Genomic DNA, 18,910 nt, shown 5'->3' with positions numbered 1-18,910 from the left:
CGGAAACCTGCGGATAACGTGACCAGTCTGGAACGGGCATGACACACCCTTTCTTTCTGCTACGGCATCACTCTAAATCAATGCATTCCAATTAACTTATAAAATCGACTGCGCATCGTCGCCGACAACGAAGAGCTCGCTGTGGTCTTTGGACAGGCATTTCAGCCAGAGAAACTGGAGCCGGTTGACGTCCTGGAACTCATCGGCCAGCACGCAGTCAAACCGGTCCGCCCAGTCCCGTCTGTAGCGTTCGTCGCGGAGCATGGTCACGGTAGGCCACAGCAGCAGGTCTGCAAAATCCGCGCGATTGCTTTCGCGCAGCATCGCCTGATAGGCAGGATAGAGCACGGCCGCATCCCGCCAGACCATGATGTCATCGCCTTCGGTGATGGCATCCGTCGCAATCCGTCCCTCGACCCAGGCCACGGCATCCGGGGGAAGCACCATGTTTTCCTTGAGCATGGCGATGCGCGAGCTGACGGACTTCACACGCTTGCGAAACGTCTCTCCGTCATCGGCAGTCATGACGCCTGCTTCAATCGCCTTTTCCAGAAGCCTGCGCACGATCTTCGTGCTGTCTTCGCTGTCACAGACGTCGAACCCCGGACGCAGCCCGGCAATGTCGGGATCGGTCCGCAGCTGACGGCGTCCGTGCGCATGGAAGGTGCCCACCCAGTACGGGGCCTGCGCGATGTTCAGGGCCGCCGCGATCCGCGTCTTCATCTCCCCGGCCGCCTTGTTGGTAAAGGTCACGGCCAGAATGCGATCGGGCGACATCCGGCGTTTGACGACACGGTCGACAATACCGGCCACAAGTGTCTTGGTCTTGCCGGTCCCGGCACCCGCCAGAACAACAACCGGCCCTGTCTGACGCGCGGCGTCTGCCTGGGAAGGGGTCAGTCCGGAGAGATGATTATCCACGACCACGTCCCTGCTCCCGGGTGCCATGAAGAACCTCGCACCGCGTCGCACGGCAGCCATCAAGGCTGAGGATGACGTCCGGCTCCACCATCAGGTCAAACTCCTGCCCGAAGTCCCATGTCCCGTCCGCAAGAACCGTCCCCCCGACCACGAGACCGCGCAGCACGTCCCCGCCGAACGCGATCTCGGCGTAGGTCTGCGGGAAGGGCGGCTGATTGTGCAGCAGGGCCCAGGTATGCCACACGCGGGTTGTCTCGGCATCGGCATGCCAGGCGGCGGTCAGTTCTGCGACATGTCCCAGAAGTGTCACGGCATCCGGACGGTCAGGATGACGCGTGCTTCCGGGAACGGTGCCAATCAGGACAAGCTGCTGCTCCCCCGCCTGGCAGGTCAGGAACCCACTGCTTCCGGTCGGAGACTGAACAAACAGGACGATGCGTCCGGACAGATCCCAGCCTGCCGCACTCCAGCGTCCACCAACCACGAGACCCTGACCCCGCTCCATCTCAGGACCGTATTCCACCAGAGCCCAGGGGATGCGACATCCGAGGTCTGGCATCAGGCGCAGATAGTGGTCCGCATCCGGGTGCGCCAGAAAGGCCGCTCTCAGCGCGTCATTTTTTTCGTGGCCGGGAAACAGAGCCTCCATTTCCCGTCGTGCCTTGTCATTCGTCATCAGTCTCTCCTCAGGCGGCGCGGGCGGCCACAACAGTCTTCAGGGCGTCGTTGAAATCTTTGCAGCCCCCGTGGGGAATACGGCGGATCACACGGACACCGGCTTCACGGCCCAGCTCTGCCAGGCGCGCGGCATAGCGGTTGCCGGCGTCATCATTATCGGTTGCGGCCACCAGAACGGCTGCCGGATCTTTTGCCATTTCAGCCAGTTCGGCCGTGAGGGCTTCGACCGTCTCCGGCCCCATGCCACCTGCGGTCGAGCAGTACAGGGTTTCGCGCGTGCGTTCGCTGTCGAGAGCGGCATAGGACAGGGCATCAATGGCGGATTCACTCACCACCAGGCGACGGACCGTGCGGCCAAGGCCGGGCTGGAACCGGAACAGCGTTTTGACCGTACCCGACAGGCAGATATGCGTGTCCGGACCGCGCAGTTCCGCACCACAGATGGTCCCCTTGGCATCGCGGTGGCAGAACCAGGCGGCGTGATAGCCATCCCGGATGCAGCCGGTCATGATGGCCCGACGCAGAACCCATTCCGGAAGGCAGCGCTCCTCGGTGAGATAAGCCCAGACCTTCGTGCCGGATTTGAGCTCCTTCTTGGCCTGCCAGCGCTCGGCCGGGGCAACGTCTGGCGTCCTGGCCTGACGCTCGCGGACGTATTCTGCCCCTTTCGGTTCAATCCCGACCAGCTGACCCAGCTCACGGCAGGCCTCATGAAACTTCAGACCGGGCGTCAGGCGCTGGATGAGAGAAAACACATCCCCCTTTTCGTCCGATCCCGTATCCCACCAGCCGCGGCCTTCATGGTTGACGATGATTGTCTCGCCCTTGCCTGCCCGGTATTTCAGAGCGTTGCGCGTGCTTTCGGGCTTGTCGAGACGATAGCCATGGCGTTCAAGCAGCAGGGCACAGGAAACGCCTTTGACGATGTCGGTCCGGTCGTTGTCAGACAGTCTGAACGGCTCAAAGCGTGCCATGATCGTCATCCTTTTCGTTTCGGGACGGCGCAACGGTCAGAACCGGCCTCAACGCCCCTGTGATCTGGGTTTAATTTAGGAAAAATCCGTAAGTATTGCAAGGAAAAACGGCTGTTTACTGCGGTTTTCTCGGTTGTTATTTGCCGTGACTTTCCCATATACAAACATCGTCGCCACAAACTTAACGAATACTTAAACAAGCCTTTCGTTCGACCCGTGCCGGAGGCAAAAGGGGCGAAAGCAAGCGCAGCGACGCCTTTCGTCTCGACACTTTCAGGTCCGTCACAAACGCAGCGCAGGACAGGATGCCTTCTCAGGGGACCCGGCTGCACGGAGCAACCGAAGGGCGCGGAGGAAGCTGGGGTGGAAGGTCTTCTTGTCCGGAGTGAGGCTTGTGGCACTCCAGACCTTCCCCGCCAGACGCTCCTACACCTTCAGGCACAGTCCCGATCCGCAATGGGAGCGGGCATCACGCCGCCCGGTCGAGCGCCCCGCGCGCGGTCCGGCAGATGGGCCGATCCTTCAAGCTCGCGGGCAATGGCGTCGATGTGCGCCTTCAACGCATGAATGTCCTGCAGACCGATCCTGTCCCTTCGGATTTCAAGGCGCCCGGACACGGCAATGCACTCTGCGCCATTTTCGATCGCCAGATCATCGATCTGCAGGCGCGCGCTCCCTTCTTCAAATGGAAAGAAAGTCATGGCCTGCCCTCCGCAGTGGCCCGTTCCGGGTCGGCCTGAGTCCTGACAGCATAGGGGCTTTGCCGGGGATGAGGCAGGGCCATGGCCGTCTGCCGGATGTCGTCTGGCAACGACGGGAACGGATCAACACCCGTGGCCTGCGTCAGGGCGCCGATGCTGATGATCGTACAGGTGGGCCGGGTATTGTTCAGGCAGAAATACGCCCCCGCTGCATCTTCGGCAGGATCATAAACGGCCTTCCAGGTCGCCCACGGCACGGAGATCCGATGCCAGCCGATTGTCTTCCTCGGGGAGCTGAAGACAGGACCAGTCACGACATAAAGCTCGCCCTCGCGCCGTGCGAGCCCGCGCACGGCCATTTCCACACCCGTCCAGATGCCTTCATTCAGTTCCGGGGTCTGGGGGACAACATTGGACAGCGCAAAGCTCTGCTCTTGGGCACGACGGCTTGGCTCATCGCCCGAACAGGCCATATGGCCGCGGTCATAATCCGACGCGCGGTAATCGCTCAGCTCGGCCCGGTCCTCGAAAGACAGACGCTGATCAGCGTGAAAGAACCGGACAACCCGGCCGATCTGCATGCTGCGTTCCAGGTCTTCCTCGGTCAGGTGCTCTGCCGTCCACAAAGGGCCATGACTGAGTCCCGAGTGCAGGACAGCAAAGGCGTCATTGCACAGAAGGACGGTCTGCTGCCCCAGAGCTTCCTTTGTCACGACCGGAAGCTGGCCGTCTCCGCCGAAGTCGGCACACCCAGCCGGTGCCGCCTGGCTTGCGGATGCCCAGAACAGGGCGCTCAGGGCAAGCCCCGCTCTGTGATGTCGCATCGCCATTCCCTTTCCTCCCGGACGCCTGTGTTGCGCATGCCAGGATGACACGGCCTGTTGTGAGTGCAGGCTCGCGGCTGTCAATGGGAGACACTCAGCAGAGTACGGCGCGCCGAACGATGGGCAGCGCTGGCATCACGACGGAGTGCGGCGCGCAACGCCGCCCCAAGACGATCGTCATCCGCGTCATCAGCCAGATGATCGGCTTCCGCGTAAAAGCGCCGTGCGCGGCCAATGGTCTGGCCTGCCGAGACGGCGCGATGAAAGACGGGCGCCTCAAGCACGGGAAGGAGACTGGACGGAGCTGTGATGGTCTGGACCTGCACGATGCGGTTCCTTTCTTGTGTTTATTGACCGGATGCGGGCCGCGCTGCGGCCCTGATGTCAGTGGAGGAAGGAGAGGATCGGGAGAGTGGTCTCAGTCTTCCGTCCCTGGCAGGGAAGCGCGCTTGACGGCCCGACCGTCGCTCGCAAGGCATCGCTTTCCGTCGTGCATGTAGTGGTTGCGGCGAACCTTTCGATACACGGCTCCCAGTTCTGCCCCAGCCATGCGGAAGGCTTCTCCGAGTTCAAGATCTGCAAAGAGAACCGTATCCGGCCCAAAGACCTCTGCCTTTTTACGGGCCGCTGTCAGATCTGTTTTCCTGCGCTTGGACATGCTCTGCCTCTCTCGGTTTATGTCGTTCCCGATCGGCAGCCTCGTGGGGCGGGCGGCGTGGCAAGGGCGGCGCTGTGCGCCGGGAGCGGAGCGACGCACCCTTGCTGCGACGCCTGCCCCATGAGAGCCCCTTCCCTCCCTCCTCTTTCTCTTTCCCGCGCGTCTCTTTTCTGCCCTCAGAGGTTTGCGTGAGGACTGATCGAGACCGGTATCTCATTGTTTTTGTTGACTTTTGTTTGTGGCGCGCTTTACGCTTGCCGCACAACGACAGGAGGACACCGATGAGTGCACAGACAGATCAGACCGCCACGGTGATCCGCTTTCCGCAGGAGCGGCGTCGTGCGCCGACCCTGGACGCGCTCACCGACGCAATCCTGCCCGAGACGCAGTTGCGGTCGCTTGCCGAAATCCGGGCCGTGACACCGCCCCGACAGGTTGAGCGCCTCCGCGCGTTCGGACGCGAGAGGGCGCGACAGATTTTCGGAGCCACGCCCTTGCCCGACACGCGGGAGGGTCGTCAGCGCATGGCGTCTGACTGGCTGACGCTTCTGGTCGGTCGGGCACTGGCCCGGGTTTCCGACGCACGGTCCCTCACGGAACAGGCGGAGCGGCGCGAGATCGAAGATCCGCAGCGCGATGGCATCTATGACGATCTTGCGCAGGCGCTGCGCGCCGAGATCGTCGCCTGGGAGACGGCCCAGAATATTCTGGGCGGATGGGAGGTCGTTCAGGGACTGATCGACGATCCGGACTCCTGCGCCGCCACGGACAGCGCAACGGGTCACAGCAGACCCATCTGAACAGGCTGCTGCCGGGACAGGGTCGCAGACAACGCCGGAGCCACTGAGATGCGGCCTGCATGATCAGCCGGCACGCCGTGACGGTCGAGCAATCTGCGCAACAGCGCCTGTTCGCCTCGGACAGTCTCCCGCCGCAGTTCAGCGCGGTACAGGTCCAGCACCTGATGCTCGACCAGAAGAACCGCGATCCGGCTTTCCACGTCTGACCAGGTCCAGGCGGGATCGCCGATCCCGCCACACGCGATGATCTGATCGACGAAGGCGAGACGCCCCTGCGTCGAGCTGAAATACCGGCCCGCAAAGCCGTTCCGGTTAAAGCAGGCGATAAACCCCCACATCTGGCTGACGCGCTGGTACAGCGCCTTGCTGAACCCCTCCTCCGGCAATCCTTTCGCAACAAAGGCGAGGATTGCATTGGCCAGTTTCGCCTTGTCCTGCGGTGAGCTCCACTGGGTGGCCGTCAGGCCCTCGGCCTCAATGCGGACGCGCCGCAGGTGCGGGAGGAGCAGGCTCATGCGTAAGCCTCCTGCGCGAGCGCGGAGAGCGCCTCCGCGACAGCACCGGCCAGATCGGGCCGCCGCGCGATCAGCCAGCCCGTCAGCGCGGTGCGATCCGCCGCGTCGACAAGGGAGACGACGCGGTCAACGTCGCAGCGCCGCAGCTGCTCCACGCTGTCAGCGGCCACGGCAACGGCCGAGGCCCAGATCTGATCGCGGGACACCGGCCCCGGAGACACCGTGTCAGGCGTAGCATCGGACATGTCTTTTCTCCTGAAAGATTTCAAGGACGGCCGGTCAGGCCAGAAATTCGAGGGTTTCCGGAGTGATGGTCATGCGCAGTGTGTCGCCTGACGCCTGCCTGAGGGCCTGCCGCACAAGCGTTGCCTCCAGGAACTCACATCCGTCATCCCCGCCAAAAGCCTGGCGCTTCACGTCATAAGCCTTGCCGGCGTTCTGTGCCGGGTCCGCTTCGCGCGCATACGCGCACAGATTGGGCTTCTGACCGTCATCGGACGGCAGAAGGGGAAGCCCGTTCGACATCATGTAGATCCCGTGATCTCCAACCAGCCACAGACCCGCAGGGATCTTTGCGGGATCGACGTCTTCCTGGCGGCCCCATTCGCGTGCGCCATGCCCGGGCTTGCGCAGGCTCTTGTCAAAGAGCTGCGTCAGCGTGACGCGGCGCTCGGACGCGGCCTCGGCATGGGCAAGAAGGCGCTCGATCAGCGCGCGGTCAAAGGTCACGATCATGGGATAATTTCCTCGGATCAGAAATGAAAAAACCCCGCTCGGTGGCGGGGTGTGTGGCGTTCGGAGAGGTGGAGGCTTCAGCCCCGACCATGGGCGGTGTGGGACGCGGAGGCGAGATAGTGATGGGGCACCGGGCCAGCCAGAAAGCTCGGCAGGCACGTAAAGGCGAAGACCAGGGCTAGAAAACCGAAGAACCCACCGGCCAGTCCGGCAACGTCCTTGATGTCCTGAAGGGTCTGTTGGGAAATCTGCATGAAAGGTCACTCCTGTTGCCGTCATCTCTTTTCTCTGATGACCTCTCCGGCACAGGCACAGGATGGCTGCGATGGCACAGGCGCCGCGCAGCGGCGGGATCTCCACGACCCGGAGCCCGCCAGGGCGAGGACGCGTGGAGACCCACCCTTTGCCAGCGCAGACAGCCTGTGCTGCCCCTCTTTCCTTCTGCTTCTTTCCCTCTTTCTTCGTCCTGCTCTCCCTCCACCCGCCTCGCGCGGGTGACGATACGGGGTTCAGATGTGTCCATTTTGGCGCGCGGATTTCTCCTGCCCGGCCTCATCCACCAGCTGATAGGCCGTCAGGGTCAGGTGGCCCGTCCAGCGATGCCTCAGGACGATCATGGGAACACCCTCGACCGTGCCATGCTCCCCGCGGCGGCTCGCCTCGGCGATCTGGGCGCGCGTGACGCGTGGCGGCTGCGTCCGGGTTCGGAAATCCGTCTCCGCCGCCTGTCGGTCCGAATAGGGGCCGTGCCAGTGCCGGGCGGCCTCTTTCGGCCAGAACGACGTCACGCGCAGATAGACACGCCCATCCGGTGCAACGCCAAGATGGACCTTGCGACGATCCAGAAGGCAGGTCTCGATCTGGAGAAGGCTTTCATCGACCATGGAAAACTCGCTCATCTTTTGAACCGTAGGATCTGGCAGGGGAGACCTGGTCCGCTCCCCTGCATTGGCCTCAGGCCGCCAGTTGGTCCGCCTGTGAGGCCGCACTCAGGACGGCGGCGGCCAGGGCAGGATGCTGGTGGGCGCGATAGCGCGACACCAGAGCGTCCCGGGTCTCGCTGCTCAAAGCGGCCGCAGGCGCGCCTCTGGTTTCGAGACTGGCTGCGACTTCCGCGGCCCATCCCTTGAAGCCAAGATGGCCGTCGTCAGACAGACGTTCGGCCTCGGTGAGCGAGACCTCGCGCGGCTCTGCACCGTCCATGCGGAACGGCGTGTACCGTGTTCCCCATGAGGCCACACCTGCCGCGCCCTCGTGGGGAACCGGGTCGGCAATCGTGGTTTCGAGCCATTCAGAGGTGCCAAGCGCCTCTGAATCGTAAGCCGCGTCGAAGCCGCGCGGCTTACGGCTGCCACGATTGACCGTGACCATGATCTTGAAGGACCGACCAGGGTGATGAAGGGCGGTGTCGCGGCCGAAGCTCAGGATGAGCGGCTTGAGGCCATCCACCGACTTTGCCTCGACAATACGCCGCTCTCCCAGATGGGACATGAGCGCCATCGTGGTGCTGGTGAAATAGCCCTCGCGCTTTGCGGTGGCGGGCGTCGCACTGAGCGTAAAGAAAGCCATGTCGATCTCCAGATATGACAAAGGCCGCCTCGCGGCGGCCTGGAAGAACTGTGAAGGGGCGAGGTGGGGTCAGAAGACGTATTCGGCGCTGCCGAAGACTTCCTGCCAGGGGCTCCGGCTCGTGGAGTGACAATCGGACACCGGATCATAAGACCCCGATCTGAACTGCTTTCGGATGCTGTCGACAGTCTTCTACGCGGCATCATCCAGCGGATTGTCGCAGTTGACCGATACGGACCCGTAAGAGGATTTGCGCACACGGAACGTGTGCTTTGGCAGCGCAGCTTTCAGCAGACGGCGGATGTTCTTTCCTGCCAGCACGCCGCTCTGGTCCGACCCCTGCTCCAGATGGGCGTATTCGGGATCGGTGCGCAGACGCTCGATTTCAGCCGCATGGGCCGCCGCAGCCTGATCTTTCCGCGCCTGTTTTTCAGCACGGCATGCTTCGGCATGAGCGTGCAGCTGCGCAATTTCCTCCGGGCCAGCCTTGGGCTCGTCGTGGAAGATGGTCCACTGCACGCCGTGCAGAATGCTCTCGGGCAGCTTCTTGCTGATACTTCCGCAGGCAAAGACGATATCAAAGCTGGCATTGCCCCCCGCGGCAATGAAGCCGCCAGCAAGGCGCCGGATCGTCTCGGGACGCGGCGTGCCATGGACCGCATACACGACGCCCCGGCCTCTGTTGTACAGGATGGTGCTGACGCGGGTGCCCACGGTGACAGTCGGGTGTTCGGACATGCTGATCTCCTTCTCTTCATGTCTCTTTAACTGTCCTCTCCGGGGTCAGGGCCTGGCTGGCGGGGCAAGGGCGACGCGTCAGCGGCGGTCCCGCAGGCGTCAGCCGAGGACACCACCCCTTGCGGCGACAGACAGGCTCTGGCACCCGCCCCTCTCTCCTCTTTCTCTTTCTTTTCTCGGCTTTTTTCCTTGCGCGGGCTGTCCTGCCCTGTGGAACAAGGCAGCGTTTCACTGCACGAAAAAGGGCGGAGCCATGCTGACTCCGCCCTTGAAAATCGTAACCGGTTCGTCCAAGTTCAGAGGTGAGCCGTGAGGGGCTTCGGGAAAAAACACCTCACGGCCCGGTTTACCTTAAGTGATTTACTCGGAGAGGCTCTTCAGTGCGGTTGCCACCGCCTGAAGGGTCTTCTTCGTTTTACGTTTGACGACTGTTGGAAGGTATCCCCACGACTCCCTGTTAAATCAGACGTCACTCGGCGTTCTACGCGTTTCAGGCCAGACCTAAAAACAGGGCCAAAGCGCGATTGACAGAGAGCATGACCGTATCGCTGGCGATCCCGAAGGTTGGACCGATCTTGTCGCGGGAGACAGTGCTGGGCTTGTCGATCATCACCTGAGACGTCTTGCGCAGCCCGTTTCGCTCGTCCGGTGTTACCGACAGGCGAAGCAAGGGCGCGTCTATGAGCGTGCTGGTAACAGGGAGTACGGTCACAGAGGCCGTCGTTTCGAAGCGGTCAGCCTGGACGATTAGCGCGGGACGGGGTTTTCCGAGATCACCCTGGAGAGCAACGGTCACGAAGTCTCCCCGGTTCATGCATCCCATCCGTCGAGATCGCTGGCCGCGCTTTCAACGAAGGACATCAGCGCGGGATCGTGCCGTTCTGCTTCGGCCACGAGACGCGCCTGGCGCTTGCATTCTGCATCAAAGCCAGGTGTGCGCGTATCGGGTACCCAGATCTGGACAGGGCGCAGACCGGCCTTGCGAAGGGTGTCACGGCGCTTTTGGACGCGAATGGCAACAGGGGTCATGGCTTTTTCTCCTCTCGTTACATGTAACAAAAAAATTCCCTGATTTCTACTAAAAAGCGCTCAACGCTCAGGAACGGAATCAAGGCCGAAACCCTTGAAAAATAGTCTGCCATAGGGGCTCTTTCTTCTATCTGCTTACAAAAAATCGGCACTCAGAAGAGCGCCGCCTGATGTCCGGTCTATTCGTGGCCGCATGCGGCCTCAGATCCGAAGGATCTCCAGCCGCCCTCCCATGGCGGCCTGCATGGCCACCAGTTCCTGGGGCACCACAAGGTCCGGTTTTTCTGCCGGCTCATCCTCAGTGACGTGCGGCTCGCCAGCATCTTCTCCGCCCTCCTCGTCCATCCCGTCTTCCAGATCCTCCGGATCAGCGCACTCCAGGCCGTCTTCATCCCCGGCTTCCAGATCGTCTTTCAGGGCGGCCCATTTCGCGCGGCGGGCCTGCCTGTTTCGAACCTCATCGGTCCAGACGCCAGTCGCCTGCGCAAAGCCTGCGGCCTCCGGAACCCAGTGCCCGTCTCCCACGGCGTTCAGCAGGGCGGCCCGCATCTCCTTGCCTGTGTTGAGTGGTGCAAGCCCATGCGCCTGAACCGCTTTGGTGATGCCGGGCTTGCTGTAGGTCTTCAGGAAGTCCTCATCGGCCATGCTCGGCATGTGGGTATCCGCGTCGAACAGACAGCCCAGCAGTTCCGCTGCCATGCCGGAGCCGGAGTGCATGCTGACCTCACAGTTCATGAAGCCTCCGAGGCTTTCCAGCGCATGGCGGCGGATGAGCGCTTCATCACGCACCAGTTCGCCTTCCGGAAACAGCTCTTCCATGGCGGTTTTCACCGCGTTCTCATAAGGCGACCGGCCTGATGAACCGTAAATATGAACGTTATTGGCATTCAGTGCGAGCAGCAGGCCGGCCACCAGATCCCACGGATCCGCGTCTTCACTTTTCGCTTCCAGCGCCTTCTTCAGCGCGAGAGTCCGCACAGAGCCGATCATCTTCAGACCCGTTCCGGAAATGTCCGCGCGCTCCTTCTTTGCGGGTGGCGTCTGCTCCACCACGCGCGGTTCGGAGCGGACGGTTTCTTCACCCGTGTAGCGGAACTTCCGCTCTTCGACTTTCAGGGTACTCCGATTGAGCCAGTAGCCGACAACATCGGTCTCCTGCTCGCCCATCCAGTTCGCAACGAAGTTATAGCCCTGAGGGCGGAGGGGAGACCCATACTCGTCCGTCTCGACCGCGAGCGTTCCTTCGGGGCGGTGCTCGGCAATCCAGTCTTCCTGCGCCGCCCGAAACGCGGTGGCATCCGTGACGTAGCGATTGTCCTCACTGCCCTGCCCGAACAGATCTTCGGTCCAGACGACGCCATGCTTTTGCGCCAGCGCATCGTCAAACCGGGCATCACGCGCATACCAGTCATCCTGACGCAGGTGCCAGGTGAAGTCGCGCCAGTTCACGGTATCATCCGGATCCTCGACGTTAAGGCGATACCCGGCCGGGTCCTCTCCCTCCTCCACGCTCTCGGCAAACATCTCAGCCCAGGCAGCGGCCTGATCCTCCAGCGACGACAGGGCCAGAGTCCGACGCTCTTTCAGGTCGGGGCCGCGGCCAATTTCGATGGCGTGCAGGATTGGCGGATGCAGCTTCGCGAGCAGGGTCAGTCCACGGAGATAGGCAGGCGTGATCATCAGCGCCATGCACAGCTGCTGATCCGTATAGCCAAGCTCTTCGCGCATCCGGGTCACGGCACGCCACTGGTCCGGCTCGGACATGCCTTCGCGGATCATGTTCTCACTGGCCGCCGCCAGGGCTTCGTGCTTGCTCTCTTCGTGCGTCACATGAACCGGAATTTGCGAAAGTCCGGCATAGATTGAGGCCCGCTTCCGGCGATGACCCGCTATGATCATCAGACGCCCGTCTTCCAGCTCCCGCACTTTTGGCGGGTGAATGAGTCCCACCTGCAAAATGTTCATCGCAAAGCGTCGGATACTGTCCTGGCTGCTTTCTGCTTTGCGCGGATTTTCCGGATTGTCGACAAGGGTGTTGGGATCGACAAGGCGCAGTTCGTCCATGATGGGCTCCAGTGATGTCGTAAGGGTGTCGGTGGGGGAGACGTCAGGCGGTCAGGCTGTGCGCGAGGTGGGAGACCACACGCTCGATATGTTCGACCTCAAGCTGCCGCGTTGCCAGCGACAGCGTGGCCGTGCCGTAAGACCCGTCTTCGTCGGTGTCGTAATCAGCCTGCACGCGCCGGATAACGGTTTCGACGCAGTGCCAGACCACAAGGTCAAAGCTGTTCGGAAACAGAGGGGCAATCGTCTGGTCAGGCCCAAGCGCTGCAACGGCCTTCTCAAGGGACAGGTCTTCGAACAGATCCGGACTGTCGTCCGCTGTCACATGAAGCGTTGTCCACCAGCCTTCTTTGGCCTCGTACTCAACTTTGACCGTCTTCACGCCATGCGCTCGCATCGCGTCAAAGATCAGCGTCAGGTTTGCTCTGAGCGCCACTTCGGCCGCGGGTTGTCCTGCCGGGTCTGACACGCCTCTCTCCTTTTTTCTGTCGTGATGATCTCGGCGCGGGCACGGGGCGTGGCTTCGCGCAAGGCCGCGCGTCAGCGCGCCCGGCCTGAGCCTTGCGCGGAGCCGCGACCTGTGGCGGCTCGCTCTCTCATTTCCGCTTGTTTTCCCGCCCCTTCTCTTCTCCCTGAGGCAGGCAAGGCGGTGGCGGTTCAGTCGTAAAAAGGCAGCGTCTCGTCGATCGACCCGTCCCGATCGAAGTGGATGTAGTGGCAGTCCTGCTCTCGCGCCTGAACCATCAGGGCGGCCAGTTCGGGAGACACGTCCTGCGGGACGTCCTCCGCCTCGGTGGGAACATAAATCATCCAGCCATAAGGCCCGCCAAGACAGCTTCGCCCTGCTGTGCCCCCGCTGCTGAGATAAAGCTCGCACGCATCGCGTTCTGCGGCCGGAAGGTGCCCGGTACTGAGATCCAGGTGCCGGCAGACGACGCCTGCGGACGTCGGAAGAACTTCGCTCATGCCCGGGCCTCCGGCCGGACAATGAACGGGGTCAGGCAGGTCGCCCCTGTCCAGCGATGAAAGGCCAGAATCATCTCGCCATACTCGCGCGTCTTCGAAAGTGTCCCGTTCAGACGCCTGCGTCTGACATCCTCGGGTGTCAGCACAGGTAGCGCATGGCGGTCCACGAAGTCGGCCTCGGCCTGAGCGGCATCCGCATACGGGCCATGCCAGTCATTCCGGTTGACCGGATAGGCGTCCACGGTGCGCAGCAGCACCTCACCGCTCGGGTACGTGAAAATTTCCACATTCAGGCCGCACAGGACTTTGGAGACGGTCGTGGTTTGCGGGGACGTCTGATGGTCGCACATGCTCTCTTCCTCTGATCTCTCTTTCAACCTCTCCGCGGATGCAGGGGCTGCCCGGTGCGGCAAGGCCGCGCGCCAGCGCGCCCGGCCTGAGCCTTGCCGCACCGGGCGGGCCATGCCCGCCCCTTTCCCTCTTCTTATGCTGCCGCTTCTTCTTCCTCGCCTTCTCCCCCATTGTCGTTGACGCTCAGGCTCTCCATCGCGGCCAGTGCCTCGGCGGCATCCGCCTCCCGCCGCGCTGTATCCTCGGCCAGATCCGCCTCCAGGCAGGCCATCTCTTCCTCCTTCTCCTCCAGAAGTGCGGCCTCGCGGAACGGCATCCCGTCACGGGCGCGGTAGCCGGGCAGCTTGCGCTCCGTCTCGGCAACCACACGCTGCGCATCCGCAAGCTCGCTATCGAAGCGCAGTAGGGTGTTCTCAATGCGGGCGATGAACCCGAGCGGCGCGGTGTCGTGATCAAAGTCGATCCCGATCATCCGGTCCTCAGCCACGATGGCGATGGTCGCGTCGCATTCCGTCTTACCCATGAAGGTCGAGCTCCAGGTCTCACACACCAGCTCGAACCCGCCGATCTCGCCGAGTTTCCACCGGCCTTTCTGCTCGGCACGTTTGGCGGTGCGCGCCTGACCCATCAGCCACCTGCCGGCATCCTGCCGCTCGGTCAGCACATCCGACTTGCGCACAAGCTGGAACGCCTCCCCCCGTGTCGACTGGCGTTTCGCGATATCCGCCCGGATCTTCGGAATGACGGCTTCGGCCACCCTCTGATCACGCTCGGCCCGCTCGATCGCGCGACGCACGTTGAACTGGTCGTCGTAATGGGCGGCTTTGAGACGACGCAGACGGGCCAGCTCCGCTTCCAGTCCCGCCTTTTTCATCAGGCGTTCGTCGCCCGAGGCCAGGGCCTTCGCCATGGCAAACTGGTTCGCACTCTCGCCGATATCCTCCAGACGGCGGATCGACCGGTCTCCCGACATGGCCAGACACAGGAAGCGCTGCTTGCGCTCCAGAAGCTGCCAGTTCGTGGCATCCACCGAACCTTTCAGGGCATAGGCGTAAATCTGGATCACAGGGTTCTGGTTGCCCTGGCGTTCGATCCGCCCCTCACGCTGGATGATGTCGGCCACCAGCCAGGGCACATCGAGATGGTGCAGGGCAATCAGACGCTGCTGTGCGTTCACGCCCGTCCCCATTGTCGCACTCGAGCCGATCAGGATGCGTTTGCGCCCGGAATTGAGATCCCGGAACAATCCCTGCTTGGCGGCACTTTTCTTGTAGTGCTGCATGAAGGCGATCTGCTCGCGCGGCACGCCCATCCGCATCAGCTCGTCGCGGATCCACAGATAGGCCGAGAAGCCCCGTTTCTCCAGCGCGGCTTCCGTACCCAGATCCGAGAAGATCATCTGCACGGCCCCGGGCAGGTCATACGGCTTGCCAGTGTCGGGATCGGCGTAGCGGTTCTCGCTCGTCGCCTTCCAGATGTCGAAGACCCTCGCGATCATGACGTTCAGCTTGTTGCTGGTGTCATTGTCCTCCGAAGGTCGGACAAAGCGCAGATCAATCGCGGCGTGACGCGCATCGTTGATCACGGACAGGATGATATCCTCACCCTTCTGCGGCTTGCCCTTGCGCTCCTCGATCACCTTGATCCGCGCTTCCAGCTCCTTCTGGTAATCTCGGAAGGCGGGTCCGCTGTCTGCGACGATGATCTGTCGGCTGCCCGTGGCGATTTCAGGCAGTTTCACGTACTGGCGCAGATCGCCCTGCTGCACGACGTCCGCGAAATGCCGGTACATGGCCATCAGATCGGCCACGTTCACGAACTCCGCAAACCGCGTCACAGGCTTGTACAGCCCGCTCGGCTGAAGCTCGAGTTCCGTGCGGGTCTCCCCGAAATTGGCGGCCCAGGCGTCGAACTCGTGCAGGCCGCGCTCGATCAGGGCGTCGATCTGCTGGAAGCGCTGCACATTGTACATCTCGCCCAGGGTGTTCGTAATCGGCGAACCCGAGGCCATGATTAGCTCGCGACCGGGGTTGAGACGGCTGAGATAGCGGGCCTTGACGTACAGGTCCCAGGCCCGCCCGCTGCCATTCGGATCGACGCCCTTGAGGCTGGACTGGTTCGTGCCGAAGCTGAGCTTGCGGAACTGCTGCGCTTCATCCACGAGGATCTGGTCGATCCCGATCTCGCCAAGATGCACCAGATCGTCCTTGCGGCTGGCCAGCCCGTCCAGCTTCGCTTTCATCCCCTCCTTCATGCGCTCGATGCGTTTGCGCGAGATGCGGTCGTCGGCGTCGATCTCGCACAGCAGGCTCTCGTAAGACGCGATCTGCGCCTCGATCATCGCCTGCTCAAACGCGGTTTCGACCGGAATGAACTTGAAGGCATCATGCGTGATGATGATCGCATCCCACTGTCCCGTGGCCGCACGGGCGAGGAAGCGCTGGCGCTTGGCCTTCACGAAGTTCGTCTCATCCGCGACCAGGATTTTCGCGGTCGGATAGAGCATCAGGAACTCGCGGGCCATCTGCGCCAGACAATGTCCCGGCACCACAACCATGGCCTTCGAGATCAGGCCGAGACGGCGCTGCTCCATAATGGCCGCGCACATCGAGAAGGTTTTTCCAGACCCCACCGCGTGGGCCATGTAAGTGTTGCCCGTGGCAATGATGCGCCAGACCACCCGCTTCTGGTGGGCGCGCAGCTGGATCGTGGTGCTGGCCCCGGGCAACTGCAGATGTGAGCCGTCAAAGGCGCGGGGGACGAGGTTGTTGTAGGTGTCGTTATACAGCCGCACCAGACGCTCGGCGCGCTCCGGGTCCTGCCACACCCAGGTCTGGAAGGCCGTCTTGATGGCGGCGAGCTTTTCCTTGGCGGCCTCGGTCTCCTGCGCATTCAGGGTCCGGTGCTCGCCGTTCTCGTCGCGCCAGGTGTCCCAGATCTGTGGGATAGCCTGATTGAGCGCATCCTCGATCAGTTCCCCTGCGGGACGCCGTTCGGTGCCCCAGACGGACGTCGCCTCCGCCTTGCCCCGGAACGGTCCCTTGTCCAGGGTCCAGGACGCCACCTCCTTCGTATGCCAGACCCCGGCTTCGACCCCGATGACCTCGGCAATGAAGCCCTCGATATCGGTGGTCGGGATCCACGGTGCCCCGAGACGGGCCGTAATGTCGCTCGGTCGCAGATCCTCGGGCTGGGCCTCTTCCAGCGCGGCCACGGTCCGGGCAAAGCGGGGATCGGTCTCGGCCGCCTTGCGGGCCTCCGCCAGTTTCGTGCGCACCGCGCCTGACAGCGCCTCATCGGCTGGCACCCACACATCGCGTCCGGGCTGGCTGCGTCCGGCATCGAGATAGATGGCACTGCCCAGCTCGGCGATGACCTCGTCCTCGGACCGCCCCAGCAGTTCGGCAATGCGCGGGATCTCCACGACACCCGTCTCATGCAGGCAGACCGCAAGCGCGTCATGGGCGCTGTGCACCTCCGGCTCCAGCGTTGCCTGGATCACACGCTCGGAGAACAGCGGCCCCTGTGTGCCGACCTGCCGGTCCTCGTCGTACTCCTCAATCGAGCTGACCAGCCAGACGTCCGGATCGTCGTAGAAGGGCTGGAGGTTCGGACGCCGCTGCGTGGTGCTCTCGTCCCCGGTCCTGGGATCAATGCGCGTGCTGGTCAGCGTCAGGTTGATCGGGCCGAACTGTCGCACGAACGTCTGATAGGCGCGCTTGAGGTCGGCCTGGAGCGCGCTGTAGGGCAGGTTCTCCACCTGGGCGCGCAGGACCGCACGGGCGGCATCGCGGACCGGAATCAGGCCTTCGATGATGCGCGCGTGCTTCTGGAAAATACCGTCCTTCTGCTCGCCTTTCTTCACCTTCACCGGCATCGACTGGCCGTCGATGATCTGGTGCAGCGTCCCCTTCTCGATCAGGTAGCTGCCTTCCTTGAGGCTCGCCCCCTCCCCTGCCGTGCCGACATCCGCACGTCGGCTTTCCCGCAGCGCCTCGACGTCGAGCGTCTGCGGCACCGGAAAGCGTGCCAGTCCGGCCAGACGGGAGAGTGCGCTCGGCAGGGCGTCGTCGAGCATCAGCATCGGGTTCGGTGCGCAGGTGTATTCCGGCCCGAACTGCCCGCTCGTCCAGCCGTGCCGACCCAGCACCTGCTGGCCGTTCTCCGCAAAATAGCGGTTGATGCTGAGCGGTCCCTCCCCCTCGTCGGTATCGGACAGGTCCGCAACGTCCAGCCAGGCGGTGTCGCCTGGGGTGTCTCCGATCTCGCGACGGCGCAGGACCAGCACGTCCACGACCACGTCAGTCCCGGCATCATCGCGCATTGCGCCAGCCGGCAAGCGAACCGCCCCGACCAGGTCCGCCGTTTCGAACAGGTGCCGGCGCGCAGTGGCGTCGCGCTTGTCCATCGTCCACCGTGACGTCACGAACAGACTCATGGCACCAGGACGCAGGCGGGAGACAGAGCGTGCGATGAAGTAGTCATGCAGGGACAGGCCAAGCCGTCCCAGTTCGTCCGTGCCGCGCACCGTGCGGTTGCTGAACGGCGGGTTGCCGATGGCGAGGTCGAACTGCTCGGCAATCTTCGCCGTCGTGAAGTCTTCAGACCGCACCCACTGGTTCGGAAACAGCTTGCGGGCGATGCGGGCCGTCAGAGGGTCGTTCTCGATCGCCGTCCAGGCCGTCTTGGGGGCAAGTTTCTCCGGGATCGCGCCCATGAACAGACCCGTGCCACAGCCCGGCTCCAGCGCACGTCCGCCGCGGAACCCCATCTGCGCCACCAGATCCCACAGCGCATGCACGATCAGTTCCGGCGTGTAATGGGCGTACTGCGTGGCCCGCGCCAGTCCGGCCCGCTCCTGCTGGCTCGTCAGCGTCTCAAGCTGAACCCCGATCTCTTCCCAGCCCTGACGGAAGGCTTCGCCCGGACGGGGGAACAGGCTGTTGGCCAGCTCCCCGGCTCCAAATCCCGTAAACTTCGCCAGCAAAGCCTGTTCGGAGGGCGTTGCATTGCGGCCGTCCGTTTCCAGTTCAGTCAGAAGACGGATGGCAGCGAGATTGTCCCGCGCCCGCGCTTTCCAGCCCTGGGACAGGTCACGTGTGCCACACAGGCGGAAGTCGATCTTCGGCGCCACGACCGGGGCTGCAGCGGCTTCTTTCGCGAGGGACGCGGCCTCGTCAAGCGCACGATCTCCGGGCAGGTCGCCCCAGAACAGGGTGTTGCTGCCGCCCCCAAGGGCTGAGGTGTCGAAAAAGCTGAGCTGGGTCTTGCTCATGGGAGAAACTCCGGACAAGCGGCAGCGCCCGGTGCTGCACGGGGGCAGACCGGGGGGCCGGAAAACAAACAGGATGGGTTTGGGCGAAAGGCGCTCAGGCCTTCCGGATCAG

At 63.0% G+C, this 18,910-nt stretch carries 22 protein-coding genes; 1 reads left to right on the top strand and 21 read right to left on the bottom strand.

Annotation, left to right across the window (positions count from 1 at the left end):
- Positions 1–96: 96 nt before the first annotated feature.
- The 7 genes from ABF859_RS12740 to ABF859_RS12710 form a co-directional block, all read right to left on the bottom strand.
- Positions 97–921: an ATP-dependent helicase gene (locus tag ABF859_RS12740; RefSeq protein ID WP_346006245.1), complete on the bottom strand. Its 825-nt coding sequence runs from the start codon at positions 919–921 to the stop codon at positions 97–99.
- Positions 914–1,597 carry a hypothetical protein gene (locus ABF859_RS12735; RefSeq protein ID WP_346006244.1) on the bottom strand — a complete coding sequence of 228 codons (684 nt, stop codon included), beginning with the start codon at positions 1,595–1,597 and terminating at the stop codon, positions 914–916. The genes ABF859_RS12740 and ABF859_RS12735 overlap by 8 nt, the downstream gene beginning before the upstream one ends.
- Before the next feature lie 10 nt (positions 1,598–1,607).
- Positions 1,608–2,573 (bottom strand): DUF3991 and toprim domain-containing protein, encoded by a 966-nt coding sequence (locus tag ABF859_RS12730; protein ID WP_346006243.1) that lies wholly within the window; start codon positions 2,571–2,573, stop codon positions 1,608–1,610.
- A gap of 434 nt (positions 2,574–3,007) precedes the next feature.
- A complete protein-coding gene (locus ABF859_RS12725) occupies positions 3,008–3,274 on the bottom strand; it encodes a hypothetical protein (protein ID WP_203549324.1) in 267 nt (88 codons plus the stop codon).
- Positions 3,271–4,098, bottom strand: coding sequence for a DNA/RNA non-specific endonuclease (locus ABF859_RS12720; protein ID WP_415528105.1), 828 nt, complete (start codon positions 4,096–4,098; stop codon positions 3,271–3,273). The genes ABF859_RS12725 and ABF859_RS12720 overlap by 4 nt, the downstream gene beginning before the upstream one ends.
- A gap of 80 nt (positions 4,099–4,178) precedes the next feature.
- Positions 4,179–4,424 (bottom strand): hypothetical protein, encoded by a 246-nt coding sequence (locus tag ABF859_RS12715; RefSeq protein WP_203549326.1) that lies wholly within the window; start codon positions 4,422–4,424, stop codon positions 4,179–4,181.
- 92 nt (positions 4,425–4,516) lie between these two features.
- Positions 4,517–4,756 (bottom strand): hypothetical protein, encoded by a 240-nt coding sequence (locus ABF859_RS12710; protein WP_062106941.1) that lies wholly within the window; start codon positions 4,754–4,756, stop codon positions 4,517–4,519.
- A gap of 281 nt (positions 4,757–5,037) precedes the next feature.
- Between ABF859_RS12710 and ABF859_RS12705 the strand changes: the two genes are divergently transcribed.
- A complete protein-coding gene (locus ABF859_RS12705) occupies positions 5,038–5,556 on the top strand; it encodes a hypothetical protein (RefSeq protein WP_346006241.1) in 519 nt (172 codons plus the stop codon).
- Here the strand turns inward: ABF859_RS12705 and ABF859_RS12700 are convergent.
- From ABF859_RS12700 to ABF859_RS12635, 14 genes are all read right to left on the bottom strand, one after another.
- Entirely contained in the window at positions 5,538–6,071 is a 534-nt protein-coding gene (locus ABF859_RS12700; RefSeq protein WP_346006240.1) for a hypothetical protein, read from the bottom strand. The genes ABF859_RS12705 and ABF859_RS12700 overlap by 19 nt on opposite strands.
- On the bottom strand, positions 6,068–6,340 hold the full coding sequence (locus ABF859_RS12695) for a hypothetical protein (protein WP_415528104.1): 273 nt from the start codon (positions 6,338–6,340) through the stop codon (positions 6,068–6,070). The genes ABF859_RS12700 and ABF859_RS12695 overlap by 4 nt, the downstream gene beginning before the upstream one ends.
- Positions 6,341–6,350: 10 nt before the next feature.
- Positions 6,351–6,806 (bottom strand): DUF3085 domain-containing protein, encoded by a 456-nt coding sequence (locus ABF859_RS12690; RefSeq protein ID WP_062106935.1) that lies wholly within the window; start codon positions 6,804–6,806, stop codon positions 6,351–6,353.
- 77 nt (positions 6,807–6,883) lie between these two features.
- Positions 6,884–7,060, bottom strand: coding sequence for a hypothetical protein (locus ABF859_RS12685; RefSeq protein ID WP_156472135.1), 177 nt, complete (start codon positions 7,058–7,060; stop codon positions 6,884–6,886).
- A gap of 255 nt (positions 7,061–7,315) precedes the next feature.
- A complete protein-coding gene (locus ABF859_RS12680) occupies positions 7,316–7,705 on the bottom strand; it encodes a hypothetical protein (protein WP_346006239.1) in 390 nt (129 codons plus the stop codon).
- Positions 7,706–7,760: 55 nt separating this feature from the next.
- Complete coding sequence (locus ABF859_RS12675) at positions 7,761–8,375, bottom strand: hypothetical protein (RefSeq protein WP_346006238.1); 615 nt, start codon at positions 8,373–8,375, stop codon at positions 7,761–7,763.
- A 192-nt stretch (positions 8,376–8,567) separates the two neighbouring features.
- Entirely contained in the window at positions 8,568–9,113 is a 546-nt protein-coding gene (locus ABF859_RS12670; RefSeq protein WP_346006237.1) for a hypothetical protein, read from the bottom strand.
- Positions 9,114–9,603: 490 nt separating this feature from the next.
- Positions 9,604–9,909, bottom strand: a complete 306-nt coding sequence (locus ABF859_RS12665) for a type II toxin-antitoxin system PemK/MazF family toxin (RefSeq protein ID WP_415528103.1) — start codon at positions 9,907–9,909, stop codon at positions 9,604–9,606.
- A 14-nt stretch (positions 9,910–9,923) separates the two neighbouring features.
- Positions 9,924–10,142, bottom strand: coding sequence for an antitoxin MazE family protein (locus ABF859_RS12660; protein ID WP_346006236.1), 219 nt, complete (start codon positions 10,140–10,142; stop codon positions 9,924–9,926).
- Positions 10,143–10,343: 201 nt separating this feature from the next.
- Positions 10,344–12,206: a ParB/RepB/Spo0J family partition protein gene (locus ABF859_RS12655; protein ID WP_346006235.1), complete on the bottom strand. Its 1,863-nt coding sequence runs from the start codon at positions 12,204–12,206 to the stop codon at positions 10,344–10,346.
- A 43-nt stretch (positions 12,207–12,249) separates the two neighbouring features.
- Complete coding sequence (locus ABF859_RS12650) at positions 12,250–12,675, bottom strand: hypothetical protein (protein WP_346006234.1); 426 nt, start codon at positions 12,673–12,675, stop codon at positions 12,250–12,252.
- Between the two features lie 188 nt (positions 12,676–12,863).
- On the bottom strand, positions 12,864–13,172 hold the full coding sequence (locus tag ABF859_RS12645; protein WP_346006233.1) for a hypothetical protein: 309 nt from the start codon (positions 13,170–13,172) through the stop codon (positions 12,864–12,866).
- Positions 13,169–13,522 carry a hypothetical protein gene (locus ABF859_RS12640; protein ID WP_061928914.1) on the bottom strand — a complete coding sequence of 118 codons (354 nt, stop codon included), beginning with the start codon at positions 13,520–13,522 and terminating at the stop codon, positions 13,169–13,171. The genes ABF859_RS12645 and ABF859_RS12640 overlap by 4 nt, the downstream gene beginning before the upstream one ends.
- A 134-nt stretch (positions 13,523–13,656) precedes the next feature.
- Positions 13,657–18,798 carry a DEAD/DEAH box helicase family protein gene (locus tag ABF859_RS12635; RefSeq protein WP_415528102.1) on the bottom strand — a complete coding sequence of 1,714 codons (5,142 nt, stop codon included), beginning with the start codon at positions 18,796–18,798 and terminating at the stop codon, positions 13,657–13,659.
- Positions 18,799–18,910: the final 112 nt, after the last annotated feature.

It is taken from the genome of Gluconobacter sp. (genome assembly GCF_047722525.1).
In the GTDB taxonomy this organism is placed as follows: Bacteria; Pseudomonadota; Alphaproteobacteria; order Acetobacterales; family Acetobacteraceae; genus Gluconobacter.
The sequence above is the reverse complement of the archived record's forward strand: the minus strand, read 5'-3'. Positions and strand labels throughout refer to the sequence as shown.